Source organism: Aeromonas sp. s13, from assembly GCF_040907905.1.
Lineage (GTDB): Bacteria > Pseudomonadota > Gammaproteobacteria > Enterobacterales > Aeromonadaceae > Aeromonas > Aeromonas veronii.
On record NZ_JBFOCS010000082.1, the window covers coordinates 27,301 to 51,872 of the forward strand.

Consider the following 24,572-nt stretch of genomic DNA (forward strand, 5'->3'; position numbering starts at 1 on the left):
AGAGGAGCATCACTCCTCTCGCCTTGTGATGAGACAGGCCCCTCCTATACTGAAATCAGCGGTTTTCTCATGGATAGGGGAACGTCATGATCTTGTTGGTCGGTGGAGAGAAGGGGGGGAGTGGCAAGAGCTGCCTGGCACAAAATCTGGCGGTCTACCTCAGATCCCAATTTCAGGGGGAGGTGTTACTGGTCGACTGCGACCCGCAGCGCACCACCTCTGACTGGATTCAGGAGCGCAACGACAACCCGGAGCTGCCACAAATCAACTGCGTACAGCTCTATGGCAATATTCGCAACGACCTGCTCAGCCTGAAAAACCGCTACGACTACGTCATCGTCGATTGCGGCGGGCAAGACAACCGGGCGCTGCGCTCTACCATGGCTGTCGCCACCCACGCCCTGATCCCCTTGCGTCCGAAACGCCGCGACCTCAAGACCCTGCCCCACATGGAAGATCTCATCACCACCTGCAAGATGGTCAACCCGACCCTCAATGCAGCAGTAGTGCTGACCCAGTGCCCCGCCCTGCCCAATCAGGTAAAACGCATTCTCGAAGCGAAAGAGGTTTGCTCCTCGTTCGGTGTCGACGTCCTGAACGCCATCACCTATGGTCGCAACGTCTATGACGACAGCGAAGAGAAGGGACTGTCGGTGATGGAGATCGAGCCGGATGGCAAATCCGCCGAAGAGATCCGGGCCATCGCCAAAGAGTTCCTGCAAGTGGGGGTGTGAGATGGGTCTGGCCGATCTGAAGAAAAAGCACCAGCTGCATCACCAGAAGAAGTTCACCGTCGACGAATTTATCGAAGATGCGGAGTTCTACGCCAAGGGCAAACCCAAGGTGGTCAGCCTCGAACTGGGCCTGCATCGTGACGAAGCCTTGTCGGCGCTGGCCTTTATCGAGAGCGGCGAGCACCTGAAGCCCAGCTACAAAAAAGCCACCTTCTCCATGAGCACGGTGGCCATCGACGAGCTGGGTAATCTGACCCAGCAAGATGGCATGAACAAGTCCCTGTTGCTGCGCCTCTTTACCCATTACTTCTCTTCGCTGACTCCTGAAGAGCGCCAGACCATCTATGAGCGGCTCAACCAGCGCTCATAATTTCTCCATTCAACCGCTCTTTGTGTGCCTCGCCCACTCACCCCGAATGACCATCATCAGACTGCAAAATCTGTTTCTGAAGCAACCAAAACGCCACGTAAGAGATCTGCCATTCCACATGTAAGCCAACAGCCGAAAAGATCCCCGAGATAATCGGAAGATAAGATCTTAAAACATGAAGATGAGTAACTTAACTATCTGTTTATAAATGAATAAATCGAAACGCATCACTTTCGAAATAGCTAATGACAAAAACGTTTTCCAATCTGGCGTTGTAGCCGGTTAGAAAATCCTTATAGTTACTCATGCACGGACGCAATGAAGTCGGTCAGGAAGACTGGCTGCCAGGGTTGGGCAAATGGACTCACCACAGGATGTGGTAAAGGACACCTCCCAGGACGGAGAAAGTGCGACGGGACAGGATGACTCGTCAGGCCAAGATGGCTAAAGGACACCCCAAAGGATTGGGAAGGGGAAACCTAAAGGAAGAGGTAAACAGTCAGGGATTGCAGGGAGCAACTTCGTTCAAGGATCTGAGCGATACGACTACCGGGGGCGACGCAAGTCGCCCCCATCTTTTTATCTGCGTTTCACAGCCCTATCGCTTGCCTCAGCCCACGGCCTTCTTGCCAGAACCTTCCCGACCCGCGGCTTAAGCAAAAATACATATGAAAAGGGCGCCACGATGGCGCCCTTTTCTGTTTTATAATCGGCAAACAAGCTTATATCACGCGAGAGAACTGCTGCTGGCGTGCCTTGTTGCGCAAGTACACGTCGAAACACATGCAGATATTGCGGATCAGCAGCTGCCCCGTGGAGGAGACCTCCAGACCATCCTCCGTCATACGCACCAATCCATCGTTGATGAAGGTCTGCAGCAGCTTGAGATCGTCGGCAAAATACTCTCTGAAATTGAGCCCATGCGCCTGCTCGACAGACGCAAAGTTCAGACGGAAATCACAAATAAGCCGCTTGATCACCTCACGGCGGATCAGGTCATCCTGATTGAGCGAGCAGCCTTTCCACTGGGCATGACCCAGCTCTGCAACCTGTGCGTAATAGGTCTTGAGCTCTTTCTGGTTCTGGGAGTAGGCATCACCGATCATGCTGATGGAGGAGACCCCCAGCCCCAGCAGATCGCAATCACCTTGAGTGGTATAGCCCTGGAAGTTGCGGTGCAGCTTGCCCTCGCGCTGCGCCACTGCCAGCTCGTCATCGGGTTTGGCAAAATGGTCCATGCCGATGAACTGGTAACCCTGACCGGTGAGAAAGGCGATGGTGTCCTGCAGCATGGCCAGTTTCTCCTGCGGCGCAGGCATATCCACCTCTTTCAACTTGCGCTGGGCGGCAAAGCGGCTCGGCAGATGGGCATAGTTGAAGATGGAGAGGCGCGCCGGATCCGTCTTGAGCACCTCTTCCAGCGTATGGTGGAAGCTGGCACGATCCTGATGCGGCAGGCCATAGATAAGGTCGAGGTTGGTCGAGCGGAAGCCAAGTTCACGGGCCCGTTCCAGCATGGCTTTAATAAAGTCGTTGTCCTGCTCGCGGTTGACCGCAACCTGCACATCCTTGTTGAAGTCCTGCACCCCAAGGCTGATGCGGTTGAAGCCGACGTCTCGCAGCACATCCAGCATGGTAATGGCAATCTCGCGCGGATCGACCTCGATGCTGAACTCCCCCTCTTCGGCGAAATGGAAATGCTCACGCAGCATGGCCATCAGGCGGCGCGTTTGCGCTTCATCCAGATAGGTGGGTGTACCGCCACCCCAGTGCAGTTGGGTGACCAGACGGTGCTTGAAGAGCGGGGCTTGCGCCTTGATCTCCTGCTCCAGGTAGTCGAGGTACTCGTCAGCCTTGTGCTGATGGCGGGTAATGACCTTGTTGCAGCCGCAGTAGTAGCAGAGCTTGTGACAGAAAGGGATGTGCACGTAGAGCGACAGATTGCGCTCGGGATACTGGCCGGCAGCGCGGACAAAATCCGGATAGCCGAAGCTCTCGTTGAACTCCAGCGCAGTGGGATAAGAGGTGTATCGCGGGCCACTGTAGTTATATTTTTCGATCAGGGCCTGATCCCACACAATCTGTTCTGCTTGCACGCTCGCTTCCTCTCTTGTTGTTATTGTTGGCTCACCGACCTAACTGAAAATCCTTCAGCTGGGCCACATCCTTGAGGATCTGAGCCTCCAGCTCGGCCTCGTAGCCGCTTCGTTCGAGATCCATCTTCATCACTTCATTGCGCTTGAGGGCACGTCTGGCCTCATGAGTCGGCATATCTTTCACCTTCTCATACAGCCCGTACAGACCCGGGAACTCGGCAACGAATGCTCGCCCCCCCTTGATCTGCAACGCATCCAGCAGATTGGTCAGCCGAATGGCGCCTTCGGAGTAATCACACTGCCCCTCCTGCACCGCATGAGCAATGACCCGCACGCTATCCAGAATTCGTTCATTGCGAGCGGTAATCGCCTGCCACTGCATCGCTTGCTGTCGTCTCAGTCTGGCCAGCAGCATGCCTGCATAGATGGCCAATCCTGACAAAATCAGGCCGCCCAACAGGGCGGCCAGCATCCATCCACTCATCACTTTTTCTTCGGCTCAGGCTTGGGTTCCGGCTTGAAATCGACCTGGTTGAAACGGTCCCACAGCTCCTCTTCGGAAGCTGGTTTCTGCTCGTCGAACTCTGCGTCATCGCCATCATCAAACGGCAGCTCATCATCTTCATCATCGTCGTTGTCGATGATGCCCAGCTCATCCATCAGCTCCTGATAACGGTCGACACGCTGATCAACCCAGGCCTGCTCGGCCGCTTCCAGGGTTTCACCTGCATCAAGACGATCCAGCAGATCATTCAAGCGATCATCGTTTTCGATGGAAGCCAGCTCCTGCTCGGGGGTCATCACCAGCTTCTTCTCTTTCACCGCCTTGGGTGCTGCCGGCTTCTTCTGTTTGTCATCCACCACCAGAACTACCGGCTTGCGGGAACCGATACGCGGATCTTTGGACTGGCTGTTGCCAGACTTGTTCTTCGGCTGTTCAACTTGCTGACGAGAACCAGCCTTCAGGCCCTTTCGCTTGGCAGCCCGTTTACGCTCACGGCCTTCCTGAGCACTGACATCAGATTCTTTGCGCTTGCCAGTAGGCTTGCGAGTGGGTTGTTTGGCAGACATGAATGGCTAACTCCGAAAATAACTGGTTTGACCCGTACCCGGGATGATCTCACCCGGTGGGATACGATGCGAGGAACAGTAAGGCTGGAACAAGAGCAGGATCCCGCACCAATCCGGCCCAATCAGGCCACTGAACACCGCAGGATCGGTATCCTCTGGGCATGTTGCTGGTATTTTGACACAGAATGGCTAATCGGGTTAATGACCCAAAAGAAAAAAGGCAGCCGAAGCTGCCTTGATATGTTCATGCGTGCGCCATCCTGAATGGCAAAACAATCTGTTTCATCCTCTCCGTGACAACTTGTCGCCGCATCATATCGTTGTGTGGTCATCCTGACCTTATATTGGTCGTTCCTGAATGTGCGTGTGCCTGTTTGACCCGTCTCGACCGCATCCTGCCATTGTGCCGGGGAGTCTGCATCCCGCAACCCCATCCCGCTCCGGAGATGGTCACCATCCTGATCCTTCAATCCTTTGCCAGCTCATCCGAGCCCATGGCATCCCGCCACGCCAGCCATCCTCTGCTCACAACACCCTGTCGTGAAACCGCCACCCAATCCGTGGGTGAATCCATTAAGCCTACTGTACCAACTCTATAAAGCGGCTCAATCCACTCAAAACATTCTCAACATGTCGAAAAATATCAATATTTATATAATCTGTTGATAAATAATGATTATTTAATATTTTATGCAATTTTATGAGCCTTGGCCTGCCTTGAGAATGGGAGATCTCTTACAGAACGGGGGGATTAAACCGAGAATTATCTGAAAGCTATAAAAACAACGGGGAGCCCAGGCTCCCCGTTTCAACTCAAATCGACCGTATCGACTATATCAGTGCAGACCCGCCACATATTTGGAGAGGGCTTCGATATCCTGATCAGTCAGTTTCTTGGCAACGTCCCGCATCATGCCATTCGGATCGTTGTCACGCGTCCCGGCACGGAATGCGGTGAGCTGAGCCTTGATATAGGCAGGATGCTGGCCGGACAGGTTTGGATACTTCGCCTGTTCGACACCCGAGCCACGGGGACCATGGCAAGCCGTACAAGCTGCCAGACCGCGACTCATGTCACCACCCATATAGAGTGCCTTGCCCGCTTCGACCACGTCGTCAGGGACAGCGATAGGGGTAACCTTCAGGCTGGAGAAATAAGCCGCCAGGTCATCCATGTCCTGTTCCGACAAAGGTAACGCCATCGGCCCCATCACTGGCGCAACCCGGCCAATTTGACCAGAAGCGGCAGCCTTCAGTTCAACTAACTGCTTTTTGATATATGATGCGTGCTGACCAGCAATTTTGGGGTACATATCAACCAGGCTGTTTCCGTCCGGTCCATGACAAGCCGCACAAACGGCAGCCTTGGTCTGTCCCGCAGCGGCATCGCCCTTGGCTTGTGCCATCCCCGTTACGCCAACCATCAGAGCAAGAGTAATGACTAGGTTCTTCATGGCGTTCCAACTTTTCGTTATTAGGCTTCCAGATCCCATGCCGCTGAAGGCATGTTAAAATAAACGCGTTTAAGCGACGCTATTTTACACCATTTTACAAAAAAGTAACTCTATAACCCTCTATCTCCATGGGGAATTTACGTTGGATACACAAACTCTGAATTTCAATAAGGTGCATTTTGTGACCAGCGCACCCGACATCCGTCACCTGCCAAATGATGGGGGTGTCGAGATCGCGTTTGCCGGCCGTTCCAACGCCGGTAAGTCATCTGCATTGAACACCTTAACCAAACACAAGAACCTGGCGCGCACCAGTAAGACACCCGGTCGTACCCAGCTGATCAACCTGTTTGAGCTGGAACCGGGCAAGCGTCTGGTCGACTTGCCGGGTTATGGTTATGCGCAAGTTCCGCTGGAAATGAAGCTCAAGTGGCAAAAGTCACTGGCAGAGTATCTGCAGCGCCGTGAGTCATTGAAAGGTCTGGTGATCCTGATGGACATCCGCCACCCGCTCAAAGATACCGACATGAACATGCTGGAGTGGAGCTCGCACCGTCAGCTGCCCGTCATGCTACTGCTGACCAAGGCTGACAAACTGAGCCCCGGCCCGCGCAACAACCAGGTGATCAAGGTGCGCCAGGCCGTTGCCAACCTCGGTTCCCAGATCCAGGTCGAAGCGTTCTCCTCCCTCACCAATATAGGTGTGGAGAAGCTGGCGCAAACCCTGACCGAATGGTACGTCAGTGGTGACGATACCGACCTGCTGGACGCTGACGAACAGCAACCTGCCGAGGAGTAATCTACTCCTCGCTCTCCTTGCAATTGGCGGAGCACTCCTCCGCTGATTGAAAGGGTTTCAGATTGCCGCTTTCACCTGCCTCACGACAAACACTCTGCATTCGCCTCCCCTGCTATATCCATTACCGCTTACAGTTCATATAGATAGGCAGTTAATTCACACAAGAAATTAACCTCTAAAGACGTTGAGAGCGTTTTCAAATTCGTTCTTTCAAAACGAACCAGAATTACAAAAAAAGACAAAAATGAAATTTAATTACAAAACCTAACCGAAAGGGATAAAAATGAGGCCGGACGACAGTGATGCCATCCAGCCTGAAATAATAAGTTCAAAAAATTGGGAAGAAGCTGAATCTTGAGTACCAGACGACAGGTATTCCTCAAGAAGCAGCCTCATTCTATCAAATGCATCGCCAATTTAAAGCATTTACTCTAAATGATGCGCATAAAAAAACACCCCGACGAGAACCTCATCGGGGCAGCTATTCAGCCACATTCAATTACGTGAAATAAAAGGTCTGAAAGATAGAACATCTTACCTCTGTACCCTACGCAGACAACTGTACAGCAAAGCAGCAGAAAGTGAAAGTAATTTATGTAATTTAGTTTCACAACTTACGGATTAAGAAAAAACCTTTTACTTTCATGCAGATAAAAAAATCCCCAGTACGAATACCGGGGAGTTATAAAGGTGACTAGCTAGCACTTCCTCAACTATCTAGTTAGTCAGCGCCATTTCAAAGTAGTTCCGCTACAAAACAAAAAAACTTTGAAAAATCAGAGATAGATAGCACCATCTTCAGCAAACTCTTGTTCTTCAATGAGTTTTTCAGCCATGTCTTCAATATCAAAACGTACACTTTCGAAGGCTCTGACGATGTCATCCTCTCTCGTCAGCGCCAGACCTGTCATTCTCTCCAGCCGCCGCTGGCTGATGTAACAATCTATCAGCGCCCCCATCTGCTGGGCAGGAAAACGCACCCGCTGTTCGTCAGCCTGCCACTCCATCAGATCGGGAAACAGAATACCCTGGTTCATATCACCCCCAAGTTACGCTTCAACTCTCTCAATACCTGTTTAGTCCCGGGACGAATTCCGCGCCACACGGTAAACGCTTCGGCGGCCTGTTCCACCAGCATGCCAAGTCCATCCATGGTTTGACGGGCCCCATGCTGTTTGGCCCAACTGATAAAGGCCGTATCCGAGGCGCCATACATCATGTCGTAGATGGCAATATCAGTGTGGATCAGGGCGGGAGTCAACGGCGGCAGCTCCCCTTGCAGGCTGGCGGAGGTAGAGTTGATGACGAGATCGAATGGCCCTGCCAACTGCTCATAGGTCTGGGCAGTCACAGGCCCCAGATCGCAGAATTCGGCAGCCAACTGTTGCGCTTTTGTGTGGGTGCGGTTGGCGATCACCAGCTCGCTCGGCAACTCAGCCAGCAGCGGCGCCAATACACCACGAGCCGCGCCACCGGCACCCAGCAGCAGGATCCGACTATCCGCCAGCGTCACACCATGGGACTTGAGATCGGCGACCAATCCAGCGCCATCGGTATTATCCCCCAGCAACACGCCATCATCGGTCAGCTTGATGGTATTGACCGCGCCCGCCCGCTTGGCCCTCGGGCTCAAGCGATCGACCAAAGTGAATGCTTGCTCCTTGAAGGGAACGGTGACATTGCACCCCTTGCCCCCTTGGGCAAAGAAAGCACGCAGAGTTTGGGCAAACTCGTCGACGGCGGGTTCAGCCAGCCCATACTCCAGCTCTTGCTGGGTTTGTCTGGCAAACAGGGTGTGAATGAAGGGGGACTTGCTGTGGCGCACCGGGTGGCCAAAAACCAGATAACGATCCATCAAAGAGTTCCATCAGAGGGCAATATTCCGATTTAACGGGTTTTCGCACTCGGGAACAAGCCGAATATCGGCCAGCAAAAAGGGGCCATCAAGGCCCCTCGGGTCACAGCCACTCTCGCGGCGTGAGATAGTCGGTGTAGAGCAAGGCTTCAGGAGTGCCCGCCTGTGGCTGCCAGTCATACTCCCAACGTGCCAGCGGTGGCATCGACATCAGGATCGATTCGGTACGTCCGCCGGTCTGCAGCCCGAACAGGGTGCCCCGGTCATACACCAGATTGAACTCCACATAACGGCCGCGACGATAGAGCTGGAACTCCCGCTCCCGCTCGCCATAGGGTAGAACCTTGCGTCGTTCGATGATCGGTAGGTAAGCATCGAGATATCCCCGACCTACCGCCTGCATAAAGGCAAAGCAGTCGGCAAAAGGCCAGCGATTAAGATCGTCGAAGAAGAGACCGCCCACCCCTCGCGTCTCGTTGCGGTGCTTGAGGAAGAAGTAACGATCGCACCAGGATTTGAACTCGGGGTAGATCTCATCACCAAAGGGCCGGCAGAGATCACGGGAGACCTGATGCCAATGCTGGACATCCTCGGCAAACGGGTAGAAGGGCGTCAAATCGAAGCCACCGCCAAACCACCAAATGGGATCTTCGCCTTCCTTCTCGGCAATGAAGAAACGGACATTGGCGTGGCTGGTCGGCACATAGGGGTTGTGCGGATGGATCACCAGCGACACGCCCATCGCCTCGAACTTGCGACCGGCCAACTCGGGCCGATGGGCTGTAGCAGAGGCAGGCATGGCATCGCCATAGACATGGGAGAAGTTGACGCCCCCCTGCTCGATCACCGCGCCGTGGCGCAGCACACGGGTGCGACCACCGCCACCGCCTTCACGGCTCCAGGCATCTTCCACAAAGTGTCCACTGCCATCGGCCTGCTCCAGACCCCGGCAGATCTCGTCCTGCAACTGCAACAGGAAGGCCTTGACCTGGGCCACATCCGGTTTGCTCATCTTGTCTCCAGTCAGGCAGGATCGTGAACGCCCTGTCCATTTTTATAGTTAAATCAATCCAATGAGCTCACCGCTCAGCGGATTGATAGCAAATCATGACGTATCCGCCTGCTCAGGAGGGGCGAATAATGGCGCCGGTTCGGGCGTCCTTGATCTCGGATGGGTTAGCTTGACCACCCACTTCACCGGGCAGGATATAGGCTAACTTGCTTGCCAGCCGCTCACCAATATCGGCCACCCGACGGGCAGGCTCCTCACCGGTCAGGTTGGCGCTGGTAGAGACCAGCGGCTTGCCAAAGGCGCGACACAACGCCTGCACCTGAGGATGAGCCGTCACGCGTACCGCGAGGGTCTCGAACTGCCCGGTCAGCCAGGCCGGCGTCGTTGCACGGGCAGGCATGATCCAGGTATAGGGGCCGGGCCAGCTGGCTTCAACCCGAGCCAGTTGTTCACCACTAAGTTGGCTCAGATCGATGTAATCCTGCAATTGCTCTACGTCGGCAGCAATCAGGATCAACCCCTTCTCAACCGGACGCTGCTTGATGGCCAGCAGTCGCTGAACCGCCACTTCGGAGTCGGGATCACATCCCAGACCAAACACTGCCTCGGTCGCATAAGCGATCACTCCTTCCTGCTGGAGGGCAGCAACCGCCTGTTCAAATTCATTTGGCATAGGAAAAATGCGGCAGCCTGGCTGCCGCCTCGTCACTTAGTAGCAAGTTGAATCCGTATGGCGGCGACCATGGCAAAGTGACGTTTTGCTGTTGCACAGGAAAATACGACACATCCGGATCGCCACCCGTTCACTTACTTGAGTTGAGCCTGCAGGGCGGCATCCTTGGCCATCACCTCTTCGGCATTCTTCTGGCGTTCGGCCCGAACCTTGGCCGCCAGTTCATCATCGGCTACTGCCAGCATCTGGGCTGCCAGATAACCTGCGTTCTTGGCACCGGCTTTGCCGATCGCCACGGTCGCTACCGGTACACCACCCGGCATCTGCACGGTGGAGAGCAACGCATCCAGCCCCTTGAGCGGGCCACCATCGATGGGCACCCCGATCACGGGACGAGTCGTGATGCCAGCTACGGCACCCGCCAGATGCGCCGCCAGACCGGCAGCACAGATAAAGACCTTGCAGCCACGGGCCTCGGCATCGGTCACATACTGATGGGTCGCAGCCGGCGTGCGGTGCGCGGAGGTGACTTTGACTTCCACTGCGATATCAAATGACTTGAGCACCTCGAGGGTAGTCTGCATCACGGGGAAATCAGAATCAGAGCCCATCAATACGGCAACAAAGGGTTTATTCATGGTGGGAATTTCCTTACTCCAAGTGGGGGGTTGAAGTTCACCGAAAACGTTTCAATCCGGTTGCGGCGGCGGGATTATACCTGCTCACTTTGGTGGCCGCATTTCTTTTGCGGACAGACCCAACGCAGAGTTCCCCTCACTTTTTTCTCTACCATGATGCCCCAACCACACGCGGGACAAGGCATGGGGATCGGCTTGTCGTTCACCACATATTTGCAGTGTGGATAGCCATCACAGGAGTAAAACTGCTTGCCGTAGCGGGAGGTCCGGCTCACCAGATGACCCTTGCCGCACTCGGGGCAGAGGATCTGGGTATCGTCACTCTCCTGCAGGGATTCGATGTGCTGACAGGCCGGATACTGGGTACAACCGACAAACAGACCATAACGCCCCTTCTTGATCGCCAGCGGCTCTCCGCAATCGGGACAGGCAGAGCCTTCGAGCACCTTTTCGATGTCGCGGCCGGATGGCGTCAGGGAGCGTATGTAATCACAGGCAGGATAGGCAGAACAGCCGAGAAAGGGGCCATGTTTGCCCTGGCGGATCACCAGCTCGGCCCCGCACTGCGGGCACGGCTCGCGCTCGAAGGCATGTTCGTGGGCTGAAAAGAGGTGATGATCGATTTTTGACATGGGCCGCGCCTTGAAATCCAGATGGCCTGAATTCTACCAGCGCGGCACCGGACTGTCAGTGAATGACGCCGTCTGACTCATCAAACACCAGCTCTTCCATCTGCTGGTAGGCATTTTCACTGCCCGGTACGTTGAACAGCACCATCATGACGACCCACTTCAGGTCATCCAGCTCGATATCCGGCTTGTCCAGCTCGAGCAGGCGCTCGATACAAATCTCGCGGGTTTCGGCATTCAACACCTGGGCCTGTTCCAGAAAGAGCAGGAAGCCGCGGCACTCGGTGCTGAGGCGCGCCAGCTCTTGCGGAGCATAGATACGCATCGAGCCTTGCGCGCTGGCGGTAACATAGACCTCCCGCTCGCTATCGTGCAGATTGGCCAGCCGCTCCAGCCAGTCGAGCGCCTTGTCGATCTCTTCTTTATCGAAACCGGCCCGGCTCAACTCGTCGGTGAGCTCATCCTGCTCGACCATCACATCTGCATCGCTGTGGATGTAGGTCTCGAAAAGGTACATCAATACATCAAACATGATTCGCCCTCCTCGCTCTGACGTATCCACCGGCTACCGCCATCACTGCACCGGCTAGCTCCAGCTCTACCAACCTGCCCAATACCACTTCGACAGGAAGCTGGGCCCGCTCGGCAACGGTATCCACGCTCGTGGTCTCATAATCTACGTTATCCAACAAATCGGCATAAGGCAATTCGCTATTATGCGGTTGCTCAGATGGTATGACCAACGGATCTGGCCGTGCGACCCACTCTGGCAGCTCTTCCACTATATCGGCAGCACTCAGCACAAGTTTGGCCCCCTGCTGAATTAATCTGTTGCACCCTATCGCCTGGGCATTTTGCGGGGCGCCGGGTACCGCAAACACTTCGCGCCCCTGTTCAAGCGCATAGCGAGCGGTGATCAGCGAACCGCTCTGCTCGGTCGCCTCCACCACCAGAGTTCCCAGCGACAGACCACTGATAATACGGTTGCGACGAGGAAAATGTTCAGCCAGCGGTCCTTTATCCGGCGCCAGCTCGGAGATAAGCAAACCACCGCTCTCCAGAATCTGGCCTGCCAGCCCCTGGTGGCGTTTGGGGTAGAGGCAATCCAGCCCGGAACCCAACACGGCAAGGGTGATACCGCCACCAGCCAGCGCTTGCTGATGGCAGACACCATCGATACCGAGCGCAAGGCCCGAGGTGATGGCCAGCCCGCATCCAACCAGCTCGCTACAAAGGCGGGAGGCATTATCTTTGCCTGCATAGGTAGGATGGCGTGTCCCCACCATTGCCAGCTGGGGTAGCGACAGCGCAGCAAGATCGCCACGACAGTAGAGCAACAGGGGTGCCGCGGGAATTTCCCGCAACAAGGGTGGATAAATCGGGTGATCTTGCGGAATAAGGAGATTGTCAGGCAAAGCGGCCCAAGCCAGGCTCTGCTCAACCACCGGCGAGGGCCAGCGCAGTTGTTTGATCTGCTCTGACGACAACCCCATACCATGCAGCTGCGCTTCATCGCTCTGGAACAGGGTCTCAATACTTCCCCCGGCCCGTTCCAGCAGACGTGCAGCGGTCACCGGACCGATACCGGTGACCGCATCGAGAGTTAGCCAGAGCGCCAGACGTGCGTCGGGGTAATTCACGTCAGAAGTGAGTGACCTGATAGCCCGCACTCACCATGTCGTTACTCTGCATGATGAGACCGTAACTCAGCTTGTCATACACCTTGAACAACATGACACGAGCAATCGCTTCAGAGGGCAGTGATGCCTTCTTGTTGCTGCTGTAAAACACTCGGTTAAAAACCGACGAGAGCTCCTTGTATTGTACATCGCCATTCTTGGTGACCAGAGCAGCACCGGGCCGTCTGACATCCAGTACATCCCCGGCGACCAGTTGATCGCGACCACCCCGGTTGATCAGCACCACATCAAACTTGCCACCGCCCCGGGTCTTGTTCGGCAAATCGATGATATAGCCCGGCGTGATGGCAGGTGCCGCTTTCGGTGTGAAGACGGCGGGCATGTTTTCCTGAGCCGGCAGCGGCATCACCTTGTCGCCCTGCAGCACTTCGCGCTGGTTATGAGTCAGAGTCACCTCAGTCCGATCGCCATCAAGACGCGCCACGGCCCGCACCACACCGGCAAAGATCGCCTCCTGTCCCAGCAGTTCACCGGTTTCGCGATCCTTGTAGACCACTCCGGGGTGATAAATGCCATAGACCTGCCCCGGTGTCAGGGAGCCCTGTACATAGAGGGTGTCCCCCTCCAGCATGCCGATATGTTTCTGATCCGACCCCAGCAGATAGGGCAAGGTTTTCTGCTGCAGGCTGTCTGCCAGAATATGGTCAGTTTGCAGAAAGGGGCCGATCTCGCTGATAGGCAGGGTCGGAATGGGGTTGGCTTTGTTCTCGTAACGGGTTTTCGGGCCGAGACGGATGACTTGCTTGCCACCCTGCATCGCCTTGCCGAGCCGGGGTTCACCATTGACCCAGCTCAGATGCAGTACATCACCGGGGTAGATCCAGTGAGGATTGGCTATCTGCGGATTGATGTTCCAGAGACGAGGCCAGAGCCAGGGTTCGGAAAGATACTTGCCGGAGATATCCCACAGGGTGTCGCCTTTTTGCACTACATAGCTTTCGGGGTAACCCGCTTTCAGCCTCAGCTGATCGGCCAGTGCTGCCTGACTCACGGTCACCAGCAGGCAGGCGAGGATGGTTTGCTTCAGATACATAACACTCCCTGTTACTTCTGTACGCAAAGTGTTGCTGTTTTTTGTCGGCGTAAATGACTAGAATTACGCCAATATTGACTGCATTTATACGAAACTAAAGAAAAAACTATGGCCATTCTAGATGTATTGCGTTTTCCCGATGAGCGCCTGCGCACCGTTGCAGCCCCTGTCGAGACCTTTACACCCGAGTTACAACAGATTGTAGATGATATGTTCGAAACCATGTACGCGGAGGAAGGCATTGGCCTGGCCGCGACTCAGGTCGACATTCACCAGCGCATCATAGTGATCGATGTCTCTGAAAACCGTGAAGATCCTCTGGTATTGATCAACCCGGAGGTCATCGAGCAGTGCGGCAGCACCGGCATTGAAGAGGGTTGCCTCTCCGTGCCCGGCAGCCGTGCTCTGGTGCCTCGCGCTGAACAGATCAAAATCCGCGCCCTGGATCGCAACGGCAAGCCATTCGAGCTGGAAGCGGACGATCTGCTCGCCATCTGCATCCAGCATGAGATGGATCATCTGGTCGGCAAGCTGTTTGTGGATTATTTGTCCCCGCTCAAGCGCCAGCGCATTCGCCAGAAGCTGGAAAAGATGGCCCGTGAAGATCGCAAAGTCCTCTGAGGATCTGCCCCATTGAATAAGCTGAAACTGATTTTTGCCGGTACTCCCGACTTCGCCGCCCGTCACCTGGCGGCGTTGTTGTCTTCCGACCACGAGGTCGTTGCCGTTTATACCCAGCCTGACAAGCCTGCTGGCCGTGGCCAGAAGCTCACCGCCAGCCCGGTCAAAGAGCTGGCACAGGCCCACAACCTGCCGGTTTACCAACCTGCCTCTCTGCGCAAGGAAGAGGCGCAAGCCGAACTGGCCGCCCTTGGCGCCGACCTGATGGTGGTGGTTGCCTACGGCCTGATCCTGCCCAAGGTGGTGCTCGATACCCCGCGGCTGGGCTGCATCAACGTCCATGGCTCCCTGCTGCCGCGCTGGCGCGGTGCCGCACCGATCCAGCGCTCCATTTGGGCGGGCGATGCCGAAACCGGCGTCACCATCATGCAGATGGATGTGGGACTGGATACCGGCGCCATGATCCGCAAGGTAAGCTGCCCCATCGCCGCCGACGAGACCTCTGCCAGCCTCTATGACAAGCTGGCCGAGCTGGGCCCGCAGGCACTGATCGACACCATCAATGCCATGGCCGCCGGTGAAACCGCTGCCGAGGCGCAAGATGATGCGCTGGCCAACTACGCCGAAAAGCTCTCCAAGGAAGAGGCCCGCATCGACTGGTCGATGGAGGCTGTTGCCATCGAACGCTGCATCCGCTCGTTCAACCCCTGGCCCATCAGCTGGTTTGAAGTGGCTGACCAGACCGTCAAGGTATGGCAAGCCGCCGTCATTGACAGCGACCACGGCCAACCCGCCGGCACCCTGCTCAAGGCCGACAAGCAGGGGATCGATATCGCTACCGGCAAAGGGGTACTGCGCCTGCTGACCCTGCAACCGCCCGGCAAGAAGGCGATGTCCGTTTCGGATCTGCTCAACTCTCGCCGCGACTGGTTTGAACCCGGCACGCAATTGAATTGAACTGGATTGAATTGACACAAGCGGGGCCCAGGCCCCGACTTGCGCATCTAAGGTAACTCTATGAAAACACGTGCACAGGCCGCTCTCGTTATTCAACAGGTGCTGGATCAGGGTCAATCCCTCTCCGCTGTTCTGCCTGCTGCCCAGGAGAAGGTTGCACCTCGCGATCGCGCTCTCCTGCAAGAACTCTGCTACGGCACCCTGCGCTGGCTGCCCCGCCTCGATGCGGCAGTCAACGAGATGATGGACAAGCCGCTCAAAAACAAGAGCCGCATTTTCCACTACCTCATCCTGGTCGGTCTCTATCAGCTCATCTACACCCGCATTCCGGCTCACGCCGCGGTGGCCGAGACCGTCAACGCCGTCAAACTGCTCAAGGGCACCTCCCTGCGTGGCCTCATCAACGGCGTGCTGCGCAACTTCCAGCGCAGCGCCGAAGTCATTCTGCTGCGTATTGACCGTGTTCCCAGCATTCGCCTCGGTCATCCGGAGTGGCTCACCAAGCGCCTGCGTCAGGCCTATCACGATGAGTGGGAATTCATCATGGAGGCGAACAACCAGCGCCCCCCCATGTGGATCCGCAACAACAGCCAGCGCCAGAGCCGCGATGCCATGCTGGCTCGCATGGCCGAAGCCGGCATCAATGCCGTGGCCGGTGAAGAGGGCGAGGATTGCATCCTGCTGGAGCGTCCTTGCGATGTGACCAAGCTGCCCGGCTTTGAAGTGGGTGACTGCTCGGTACAGGATGGCGCAGCACAACAGGCAGCGGCACTGCTCGACCCGCAACCGGGTGAGTGGGTACTCGATGCCTGCGCGGCACCCGGCGGCAAGACCGCCCACCTGCTGGAACGTCAGCCCAAGCTGGCTGGCGTGGTTGCCGTCGATGCCGACGAAAACCGCCTCAAGCGGGTGCAGGAGAACCTGGATCGCATCGGCCTGACCGCCAAGGTGATCCACGGCGATGCGGCGGCACCGGAACAGTGGTGGCCGGAGGGTCAGTTCGACCGCATCCTGCTGGATGCTCCCTGCTCCGCCACCGGTGTCATCCGCCGCCACCCAGACATCAAGTGGTTGCGCCGGGATCAGGACATCCGCGAGCTGGCCGAGCTGCAGCGCCGTATTCTGAACGCTCTCTGGGGCAAGCTGAAAAGCGGCGGCACCCTGCTCTACGCCACCTGCTCCGTCCTGCCGGAAGAGAACCGCGACCAGATCCGCGCCTTCCTTGCCGCGACCAAAGATGCCAAATTGGTACCGTTGCACGAACAGGACACCCCGGACTGTCCGGGTCGCCAGTTCCTGCCGGGTGAAGCCGAGATGGATGGCTTCTACTACGCCAAACTGGTCAAGCTCTGAGCCGGGCATGACAAACCTCATTCGGGAGAGCCGCCAGCTCCGTTCTGGCGCTCCCCTTTACAGCCTCAACGTGAGTAGACGTTCCCTATGAAAATCATCATTTTGGGAGCCGGCCAGGTCGGCGGCACTCTGGCCGAGAACCTGGCCGGGGAGAACAACGACATCACCATCGTCGATACCGACAGTGAGCGCCTGCGCGAACTGCAGGACAAGTTTGACCTGCGGGTGGTCAACGGCCATGGCGCTCACCCCAAGGTGCTGCGCGAAGCGGGTGCTCAGGATGCCGACATGCTGGTCGCCGTCACCAACAGTGACGAGACCAACATGATCGCCTGTCAGGTGGCCTACTCCCTGTTCAACACCCCGAACAAGGTGGCACGGATCCGCTCGCCGGCCTATCTGACCGAGCGAGATCGCCTGTTCCTGCCGGAATCGGTGCCGGTGGATCACCTGATCGCGCCGGAGCAGCTGGTGACCGACTATGTGCGTCGCCTGATCGAATACCCGGGCGCCCTGCAGGTGGTTGATTTTGCAGGTGGCCGCGTTGGTCTGGTGGCGGTCAAGGCCTACTACGGTGGCCCGCTGGTGGGCAACGCCCTCTCCACCCTGCGTGAGCACATGCCCAACATCGAAACTCGCGTAGCGGCCATCTTCCGTCAGGGCCGCCCGATCCGTCCGCAAGGCACCACCATCATCGAAGCGGATGACGAGGTCTTCTTCGTCGCCGCCGCGGGCCATATCCGGGCCGTGATGTCGGAGCTGCAGCGCCTCGAGAGCCCCTACCGCCGCATCATGATTGTCGGTGGTGGCAATATTGGCGCCGGTCTCGCCCGCCAGCTGGAGAAGCGCTACAGCGTCAAGCTCATCGAGCGCAACCAGAAGCGGGCGGAGCAGCTCTCCGAACTACTGGAAAACACCATCGTCTTCTGCGGCGATGCGGCGGATCAGGAGTTGCTGGCCGAGGAACACATCGACCAGATCGATGTCTTCATCGCCGTGACCAACGAGGATGAGGCCAACATCATGTCGGCACTGCTCGCCAAGAAGATGGGCGCCAAGAAGACCATGGTGCTGATCCAGCGCGGCGCCTACGTCGATCTGGTGCAGGGTGGCTCCATCGATATCGCCATCTCGCCGCAGCAGGCCACCATTTCGGCGCTGTTGACCCACGTGCGCCGGGCCGATATCGCTAACGTCTACAGCCTGCGCCGCGGCGCGGCCGAGGCGATCGAGGCGATCGCCCATGGTGACGAGAACACCTCCAAGGTGGTCGGCAAGACGGTGGGCGAGCTCAAGCTTCCGCCGGGCACCACCATCGGTGCAGTAGTACGCGGAGATGAGGTGCTGATCGCCCACGATCGCACCAAGATCCAGCAGGATGACCACGTGGTCATGTTCCTGGTGGACAAGAAGTACATCCCGGAAGTGGAGCGGCTATTCCAGCCAAGCCCCTTCTTCCTGTAACGTCTTCATGCACACAGGCTGTCAAACCAGACCCGGCTCAGCTCCCCCAAGGGGATGGTCCGGGTCTTTTGTTAATCAACGACCAGGTTATCGAACATGATCAAGCTGCGTCCCATTATCTTCACCCTCGGGCTGGTGCTCTCCAAGCTGGCGCTCTTCATGTGGCTGCCCACCTTGCTGGCACTGCTCACCGGGTCAGAGGGATTTGTCGAGTTTCTCAAGTCCGTGCTGATCACCCACGGCGCCGCCCTGCTCTGCCTCCACTACGGCCGCAAAGCGGAGTTTCATCTGGGGGTGCGGGAGATGTTCCTGCTCACCACCTCGGTCTGGGTGGTGGCCTGCGCCTTCGGCGCCCTGCCGTTTGTTTTCATCACCCACATCAACTTCACCGACGCCTACTTCGAGACCATGTCGGGGGTAACCACCACGGGCTCTACCGTGCTCTCCGGCCTCGACAACATGGCCCACAGCATCCTGTTGTGGCGTTCCATCCTGCAGTGGCTGGGCGGGGTCGGCTTTATCGTGATGGCGGTAGCCGTGCTGCCCTACCTCAACGTCGGCGGCATGAAGCTGTTCCAGACCGAGAGCTCGGACTGGTCGGACAAAAGCGCCCCGCGTGCCAAGACAGTCGCCAACAACATCGTCGTGGTCTATCTGGTGCTCTCCATGCTCTGCTTCATGGCCTACTGGGCCAGCGGCATGAACATGTTCGAGGCGATCAACCACGCCATGACCACTCTCAGTACCGGCGGTTACTCCACCTCCGATCAATCCATGTCCCACTTCTCCAACTCGGCACACTGGATTGGCACCCTGTTCATGTTCCTCGGCGGTCTGCCCTTCCTGCTCTATGTGCAGAGCCTCAACCACAGGGACAACAGCCTGTTCAAGGATGCCCAGGTGCGCGGCTTCTTCTGGCTGGTGGTCTGGGTCACCGTCATCATGACCTTCTATCTGTGGGAGAGAGACCTGTTCGGCTTCTGGGATGCCCTGCGCATCAGCTGCTTCAACATCGTCTCGGTGCTCACCACCACCGGCTACGGCCTTGGTGACTTTGGCACCTGGGGGCCGCTCGCCAGCATCGTCTTCATCGTGCTGCTGGCGCTGGGGGCCTGCTCAGGCTCCACTGCGGGCGGCCTCAAGATCTTCCGGGTACAGGTGGCGTTTGCCCTGTTCAGAAAGCAGATGCGCCAGCTGATGCACCCTTCTGCCGTCTTCCCCCAGAAGTACAACGGCCGGACGGTCAATGACGCCATCATCCGCTCGATGATCTCCTTCGTGCTGGCCTACTTCGCCATCATTCTGGTGATAGCTGCACTTTTGGGCGCCATCGGGCTTGATCCCCTGACGGCCATATCCAGCTCCATCACCGCTGTCGCCAACGTCGGCCCGGGCATGGGCCCGGTGGTCGGCCCCAGCACCAACTTTGCCAGCCTGCCGGAATCGGCCAAATGGCTGCTGTCATTCGGCATGCTGCTGGGACGACTGGAGATCCTGACGGTCGCCGTGCTCTTCTTCCCCTCCTTCTGGCGCCAGTAATCCCTTACTGCAAGCCAGCAAAAAGCCGCAGCGTTCACCCGCTGCGGCTTTTTTATCTCACCCATCCCCACGACCTTCGCTCAACGCTCATCAGCCCACTCATCATCCATTGCTGATGGCCTGAACGAGCTCATGAGGATGGCCAGAGCGGATCACAGGCATAAAAAAACGGACCCAAACCAGAGGTTTGGGTCCGTTTATCAGTGAACCGTCAGCGGCCACGAAGGCTGCCGAGGCTCAGCACATGGCATTAACCACGGCCAGAGCGCTTGCGATCCAGCTCGGTCAGCAATTTCTTGCGGATACGGATGTTCTTCGGAGTCACTTCTACCAGTTCATCGTTGTCGATGAACTCGAGAGCCTGTTCCAGAGTCATGCGGATCGGCGGAGTCAGAACCTGAGCTTCGTCGGTACCGGAGGCACGCATGTTGGTCAGCTGTTTGCCTTTCAGGCAGTTAACAGTCAGGTCGTTGGAACGGGAGTGAATACCGATCACCTGGCCTTCGTACACCTCGGTCGCGTGACCGATGAACAGACGACCGCGGTCTTGCAGACCGAACAGGGCGTAAGTCAGTGCCTTACCGGTAGCGTTGGAGATCAGCACGCCGTTCTGACGCTCACCGATGCTGCCACCCTTGTGCGGACCATAGTGGTCGAAGGTGTGGTAGAGCAGACCGGTACCTGAGGTCATGGTCATGAACTCGGTCTGGAAGCCGATCAGACCACGGCTCGGGATCATGAAGTCCAAGCGGACACGCCCCTTGCCATCCGGGGTCATGTTGGTCATTTCGCCCTTACGCAGACCCAGCTGCTCCATCACGGAACCCTGGTGCGCTTCTTCAACGTCCACAGTTACGGTTTCGAACGGTTCTTGCAGTTCGCCGTCAACGGTACGCAGGATTACTTCCGGACGGGATACCGCCAGCTCATAACCTTCGCGACGCATGTTTTCGATCAGGATGGAGAGGTGCAGTTCACCACGACCGGATACACGGAACTTGTCCGGATCATCAGTCTCTTCCACACGCAGAGCCACGTTGTGGACCAGCTCCTGGTTCAGACGCTCCAGAATGTTACGGGAGGTCACGAACTTGCCCTCTTTACCGGCGAACGGTGAGGTGTTGACCTGGAAGGTCATGTTCACGGTCGGCTCGTCAACGGAGAGCGGCGGCAGGGCTTCAACGGCACCGTTGTCACAGATGGTGTCGGAGATTTTCAGCTCGCCCAGACCGGTGATAGCGATGATGTCACCCGCTTGCGCGTCGGTAACTTCAGTACGGGACAGACCCAGGTAACCCAGCACCTGACCGACTTTACCGTTACGGGTCTTGCCGTCAGCACCAACGATGGTGACTTGCTGGTTGGTCTTGACGCGACCACGGGTGATACGGCCGATACCGATAACGCCCACGTAGGAGTTGTAGTCCAGCTGGGAGATCTGCATCTGGAAACCACCTTCGGCATCAGCCTTCGGCGCTTCAACGTTGTCAACGATGGCCTGGAACAGCGGCTCCATGTTCTCGGACTCGACGTCCTGATCCATGGTGGCCCAACCGTTCAGTGCAGAGGCGTAAACAACTTTGAAATCCAGCTGTTCGTCAGTCGCGCCCAGGTTGTCGAACAGGTCGAATACCTGATCCATTACCCAGTCAGGACGAGCACCCGGACGGTCAACCTTGTTGATGACCACGATCGGTTTCAGACCCTGAGCGAACGCTTTCTGGGTCACGAAACGGGTTTGCGGCATCGGGCCGTCTACGGCGTCAACCAACAGCAGCACGGAGTCAACCATGGACAGTACGCGCTCTACTTCACCACCGAAGTCGGCGTGACCCGGGGTATCAACGATGTTGATGCGGTAGTCATTCCAGCGGATCGCAGTGTTCTTGGCGAGAATGGTGATGCCACGTTCCCGTTCCAGATCATTGGAGTCCATGATCCGTTCCTGGCCTTCCGTGGAGCGGTCCAGGGTGCCGGACTGCTGCAGCAGCTTATCAACCAGAGTCGTTTTGCCGTGGTCAACGTGCGCAATAATCGCAATATTGCGTAAATTCTCTAACATTCTCGCCTCAATCACCGGGTAAAATTGGGCGCTAATTGTACTCTTGCCTTTGTGATCTGCCTAGCAGAATTGCAGTACATTCGCGCATAACAACAGATCTGGATCATAGACCTCTCTGACAAACCCTGCTTAGATGGGCGGTGACCGTATTTCGCGCACCATTACAGTGCACCAAAACGATCCACCATCGCACTAAATTGATGCAACGCGAGTCGAGATCGCCTGATTTTGGGGAGCCTCTTCAGCGAGATTGCCCTGAAATCAAGCTGTCACAAACTTGGCACGATACTGGCTTATGTGAATACGACGACGCATTCACCCAGAGAGTTTTAACACCGGAGGTTACTTAGCATGTCAGCCCAGAACGTTTTGGCCCTGATCCAGGAACACGAAGTCAAGTTTGTTGATCTGCGCTTTACCGACACCAAGGGTAAAGAGCAGCATGTATCCATCCCTGCTCACCAGGTTGATGAAGATTTCTTCGAAGACGGCAAGATGTTCGATGGTTCCTCCATCGGCGGCTGGAAGGGCATCAACGAATCCGACATGGTGCTGATGCCGGACGCAGCCTCCGCCAAGCTGGACCCGTTCACCGAAGAGACCACCCTGAACATCGTTTGTGACGTGCTGGAGCCTGCCACCATGCAGGGCTACGATCGCGATCCGCGCTCCATCGCCAAACGTGCAGAAGATTTCCTGAAGTCCAGCGGCATCGCTGACACCGTGCTGTTCGGGCCGGAGCCGGAATTCTTCATGTTCGACAACATTACTTTCTCCAACACCATGGGCCACAGCTTCGTGAAAATCGAATCTGAAGAAGCCGCATGGAACTCCGGCACTGCCTATGAGCATGGCAACAAGGGTCACCGTCCGTTCGTGAAAGGCGGTTACTTCCCGGTTGCACCGGTCGACTCTTCCCAGGATATCCGCGCCGCCATGTGTCTGGTGCTGGAAGAGATGGGCCAGGTCGTTGAAGCTCACCACCACGAAGTGGCCACTGCCGGTCAGAACGAGATCGCTACCCGCTTCAACACTCTTACGCTGAAAGCTGACGAAGTACAGGTACTGAAGTACGTGATCCACAACGTGGCTCACGCCTACAACAAGACCGTCACCTTCATGCCGAAACCCATGTTCGGTGACAACGGCTCCGGCATGCACTGCCACCAGTCCCTGGCCAAGAACGGCGTCAACCTGTTCGCTGGCGACCTGTATGGCGGTCTGTCCGAGATGGCTCTGCACTACATCGGCGGTATCATCAAGCACGCCAAGGCCATCAACGCCTTCGCCAACCCGACCACCAACTCCTACAAGCGTCTGGTTCCGGGTTATGAAGCACCGGTCATGCTGGCCTACTCTGCCCGCAACCGCTCTGCCTCCATCCGTATCCCGGTGGTACCGAGCCCGAAAGCCCGTCGTATCGAAGTGCGCTTCCCGGATCCGGCTGCCAACCCGTACCTGGCCTTCGCTGCCCAGCTGATGGCCGGTCTGGACGGTATCATCAACAAGATCCATCCGGGCGATGCCATGGACAAGAACTTGTACGACCTGCCGCCGGAAGAAGCCGCAGAAGTGCCGACCGTTGCCGGTTCTCTGGACGAAGCCCTGGCCGCTCTGGATGCTGACCGCGAGTTCCTGACCCGCGGCGGCGTGTTCAGCGATGACTTCATCAACTCCTATCTGGAACTGAAACAGCAGGATGTTGACCGTGTGCGCATGACCCCGCACCCGCTGGAGTTCGAACTGTACTACTCCGTCTAAGTCTCAGCAGACTGGCCGTTTAAATCTGGTCAGCTTGCTTAATCGTGACAAAACCCGCCATCTGGCGGGTTTTTTCTCTGATAGGATTAAGCAAAATACCGTCAAGGAGAGATGGATGAACAACAAGCATGGCATAGGGGTGCTCGGCCTCCTGTTGCTGACCTCGTTCGCTGCGGACGCGGCCAAGGTCTACTCCTGGGTCGATGGCAATGGCATCACCCACTACTCGGATGCGCCACCACCCGGCAAAAACGCCAAAGAGGTCGATCTGCGGGTCGCCCCGCTGCTGGGCAGCAGCGCGCCCAGATCGGTGCAGGTGGATAACTTCAACAGCCTGACCGGCGCCGATGCCAAGAAAGAGAAAGAGGCAGCCAAGCTGACCATCGAACTGCTCTCCCCGGAACAGGGCAGCACCCTGCGCGACAACACAGGCAACATCGTCTTTCAGGGCACCATCAGCCCCAAACCTCCAACCCAGTATGATGTGCGCCTGACCCTTGATGGCAAAGCCGCCCCCATCGTCAGCAACAGTCTCTCTGTCCGCGTCGAAAACGTCGATCGCGGCGCCCACGAGGCTCAGCTCGAGCTGCTCGCCAAAGACGGTACGATCCTTGCTAAATCCAGTGCAGTCACCTTTTACCTGCATAGAGCGAGCGTGACGCCGGCTCCCAAACCCACCCCCAAAGCCGACTAGGGGTGATATAGCGCACCGATGCGGGTAAACTTAATGCACCATATCGGTGCATTGCAG

At 56.9% G+C, this 24,572-nt stretch carries 24 protein-coding genes; 10 read left to right on the forward strand and 14 right to left on the reverse strand.

The features are described 5' to 3' along the window. The first annotated feature begins 86 nt into the window (after nucleotides 1-86). Both AB5Y82_RS19245 and AB5Y82_RS19250 read left to right on the forward strand, forming a co-directional pair. Nucleotides 87-734: an AAA family ATPase gene (locus AB5Y82_RS19245; protein WP_005339716.1), complete on the forward strand. Its 648-nt coding sequence runs from the start codon at nucleotides 87-89 to the stop codon at nucleotides 732-734. A gap of 1 nt (nucleotide 735) precedes the next feature. Beyond that, nucleotides 736-1,104 carry a hypothetical protein gene (locus AB5Y82_RS19250; protein WP_005339715.1) on the forward strand — a complete coding sequence of 123 codons (369 nt, stop codon included), beginning with the start codon at nucleotides 736-738 and terminating at the stop codon, nucleotides 1,102-1,104. Nucleotides 1,105-1,826: 722 nt separating this feature from the next. Here the strand turns inward: AB5Y82_RS19250 and hemN are convergent. The 4 genes from hemN to AB5Y82_RS19270 all read right to left on the reverse strand — a co-directional run bounded on the left by hemN (nucleotide 1,827) and on the right by AB5Y82_RS19270 (nucleotide 5,725). Continuing rightward, complete coding sequence (gene hemN, locus AB5Y82_RS19255) at nucleotides 1,827-3,200, reverse strand: oxygen-independent coproporphyrinogen III oxidase (RefSeq protein WP_111900958.1); 1,374 nt, start codon at nucleotides 3,198-3,200, stop codon at nucleotides 1,827-1,829. Nucleotides 3,201-3,231: 31 nt separating this feature from the next. Next, entirely contained in the window at nucleotides 3,232-3,672 is a 441-nt protein-coding gene (locus AB5Y82_RS19260) for a DUF2489 domain-containing protein (protein WP_019445785.1), read from the reverse strand. Nucleotides 3,673-3,683: 11 nt separating this feature from the next. Further along, nucleotides 3,684-4,271 (reverse strand): Der GTPase-activating protein YihI, encoded by a 588-nt coding sequence (gene yihI / locus AB5Y82_RS19265; protein WP_019445784.1) that lies wholly within the window; start codon nucleotides 4,269-4,271, stop codon nucleotides 3,684-3,686. 836 nt (nucleotides 4,272-5,107) lie between these two features. Further along, nucleotides 5,108-5,725, reverse strand: coding sequence for a cytochrome c (locus AB5Y82_RS19270; RefSeq protein WP_005339710.1), 618 nt, complete (start codon nucleotides 5,723-5,725; stop codon nucleotides 5,108-5,110). Nucleotides 5,726-5,867: 142 nt separating this feature from the next. Between AB5Y82_RS19270 and yihA the strand changes: the two genes are divergently transcribed. After that, nucleotides 5,868-6,524, forward strand: a complete 657-nt coding sequence (gene yihA / locus AB5Y82_RS19275) for a ribosome biogenesis GTP-binding protein YihA/YsxC (protein WP_026034975.1) — start codon at nucleotides 5,868-5,870, stop codon at nucleotides 6,522-6,524. A 776-nt stretch (nucleotides 6,525-7,300) separates the two neighbouring features. On the opposite strand, the gene AB5Y82_RS19280 is transcribed toward yihA, so the two are convergent. The 9 genes from AB5Y82_RS19280 to AB5Y82_RS19320 all read right to left on the reverse strand — a co-directional run bounded on the left by AB5Y82_RS19280 (nucleotide 7,301) and on the right by AB5Y82_RS19320 (nucleotide 14,064). Beyond that, entirely contained in the window at nucleotides 7,301-7,561 is a 261-nt protein-coding gene (locus tag AB5Y82_RS19280) for a DUF1488 domain-containing protein (protein WP_019445781.1), read from the reverse strand. Next, complete coding sequence (gene aroE / locus AB5Y82_RS19285; RefSeq protein WP_368174405.1) at nucleotides 7,558-8,379, reverse strand: shikimate dehydrogenase; 822 nt, start codon at nucleotides 8,377-8,379, stop codon at nucleotides 7,558-7,560. Before aroE ends, AB5Y82_RS19280 begins: the two co-directional genes overlap by 4 nt. Nucleotides 8,380-8,482: 103 nt before the next feature. Beyond that, nucleotides 8,483-9,391: an oxygen-dependent coproporphyrinogen oxidase gene (hemF, locus tag AB5Y82_RS19290; protein WP_111900960.1), complete on the reverse strand. Its 909-nt coding sequence runs from the start codon at nucleotides 9,389-9,391 to the stop codon at nucleotides 8,483-8,485. 112 nt (nucleotides 9,392-9,503) lie between these two features. Then, entirely contained in the window at nucleotides 9,504-10,064 is a 561-nt protein-coding gene (locus tag AB5Y82_RS19295) for an L-threonylcarbamoyladenylate synthase (protein WP_111900961.1), read from the reverse strand. A 134-nt stretch (nucleotides 10,065-10,198) separates the two neighbouring features. Continuing rightward, nucleotides 10,199-10,702, reverse strand: a complete 504-nt coding sequence (gene purE / locus AB5Y82_RS19300) for a 5-(carboxyamino)imidazole ribonucleotide mutase (protein ID WP_005339704.1) — start codon at nucleotides 10,700-10,702, stop codon at nucleotides 10,199-10,201. Between the two features lie 74 nt (nucleotides 10,703-10,776). Beyond that, nucleotides 10,777-11,334, reverse strand: a complete 558-nt coding sequence (locus AB5Y82_RS19305) for a type I DNA topoisomerase (RefSeq protein WP_005339702.1) — start codon at nucleotides 11,332-11,334, stop codon at nucleotides 10,777-10,779. 55 nt (nucleotides 11,335-11,389) lie between these two features. Beyond that, nucleotides 11,390-11,863 (reverse strand): DUF494 family protein, encoded by a 474-nt coding sequence (locus AB5Y82_RS19310; protein WP_005339699.1) that lies wholly within the window; start codon nucleotides 11,861-11,863, stop codon nucleotides 11,390-11,392. Next, nucleotides 11,856-12,971, reverse strand: coding sequence for a DNA-processing protein DprA (gene dprA, locus AB5Y82_RS19315; RefSeq protein WP_159142840.1), 1,116 nt, complete (start codon nucleotides 12,969-12,971; stop codon nucleotides 11,856-11,858). The genes AB5Y82_RS19310 and dprA overlap by 8 nt, the downstream gene beginning before the upstream one ends. Before the next feature lies 1 nt (nucleotide 12,972). Continuing rightward, nucleotides 12,973-14,064: a LysM peptidoglycan-binding domain-containing protein gene (locus AB5Y82_RS19320; protein WP_111900963.1), complete on the reverse strand. Its 1,092-nt coding sequence runs from the start codon at nucleotides 14,062-14,064 to the stop codon at nucleotides 12,973-12,975. A 108-nt stretch (nucleotides 14,065-14,172) separates the two neighbouring features. Between AB5Y82_RS19320 and def the strand changes: the two genes are divergently transcribed. The 5 genes from def to AB5Y82_RS19345 all read left to right on the forward strand — a co-directional run bounded on the left by def (nucleotide 14,173) and on the right by AB5Y82_RS19345 (nucleotide 19,998). Continuing rightward, a complete protein-coding gene (def, locus tag AB5Y82_RS19325) occupies nucleotides 14,173-14,685 on the forward strand; it encodes a peptide deformylase (RefSeq protein ID WP_005357510.1) in 513 nt (170 codons plus the stop codon). A 12-nt stretch (nucleotides 14,686-14,697) separates the two neighbouring features. Beyond that, complete coding sequence (gene fmt / locus AB5Y82_RS19330) at nucleotides 14,698-15,642, forward strand: methionyl-tRNA formyltransferase (protein ID WP_159142839.1); 945 nt, start codon at nucleotides 14,698-14,700, stop codon at nucleotides 15,640-15,642. Between the two features lie 60 nt (nucleotides 15,643-15,702). Next, nucleotides 15,703-16,995, forward strand: a complete 1,293-nt coding sequence (rsmB, locus tag AB5Y82_RS19335) for a 16S rRNA (cytosine(967)-C(5))-methyltransferase RsmB (RefSeq protein ID WP_005341964.1) — start codon at nucleotides 15,703-15,705, stop codon at nucleotides 16,993-16,995. An 87-nt stretch (nucleotides 16,996-17,082) separates the two neighbouring features. After that, nucleotides 17,083-18,459, forward strand: coding sequence for a Trk system potassium transporter TrkA (trkA, locus tag AB5Y82_RS19340; protein ID WP_005339689.1), 1,377 nt, complete (start codon nucleotides 17,083-17,085; stop codon nucleotides 18,457-18,459). A 96-nt stretch (nucleotides 18,460-18,555) separates the two neighbouring features. After that, nucleotides 18,556-19,998, forward strand: coding sequence for a TrkH family potassium uptake protein (locus tag AB5Y82_RS19345; RefSeq protein ID WP_005341967.1), 1,443 nt, complete (start codon nucleotides 18,556-18,558; stop codon nucleotides 19,996-19,998). Nucleotides 19,999-20,248: 250 nt separating this feature from the next. On the opposite strand, the gene typA is transcribed toward AB5Y82_RS19345, so the two are convergent. Further along, nucleotides 20,249-22,060 carry a translational GTPase TypA gene (gene typA, locus AB5Y82_RS19350; protein ID WP_058056236.1) on the reverse strand — a complete coding sequence of 604 codons (1,812 nt, stop codon included), beginning with the start codon at nucleotides 22,058-22,060 and terminating at the stop codon, nucleotides 20,249-20,251. Between the two features lie 351 nt (nucleotides 22,061-22,411). On the opposite strand from typA, the gene glnA reads away from it, so the two are divergent. Together glnA and AB5Y82_RS19360 are read left to right on the forward strand one after the other, a co-directional pair. After that, nucleotides 22,412-23,821: a glutamate--ammonia ligase gene (gene glnA, locus AB5Y82_RS19355; protein WP_005339672.1), complete on the forward strand. Its 1,410-nt coding sequence runs from the start codon at nucleotides 22,412-22,414 to the stop codon at nucleotides 23,819-23,821. A gap of 115 nt (nucleotides 23,822-23,936) precedes the next feature. Beyond that, entirely contained in the window at nucleotides 23,937-24,515 is a 579-nt protein-coding gene (locus AB5Y82_RS19360) for a DUF4124 domain-containing protein (RefSeq protein WP_042079784.1), read from the forward strand. Nucleotides 24,516-24,572: the final 57 nt, after the last annotated feature.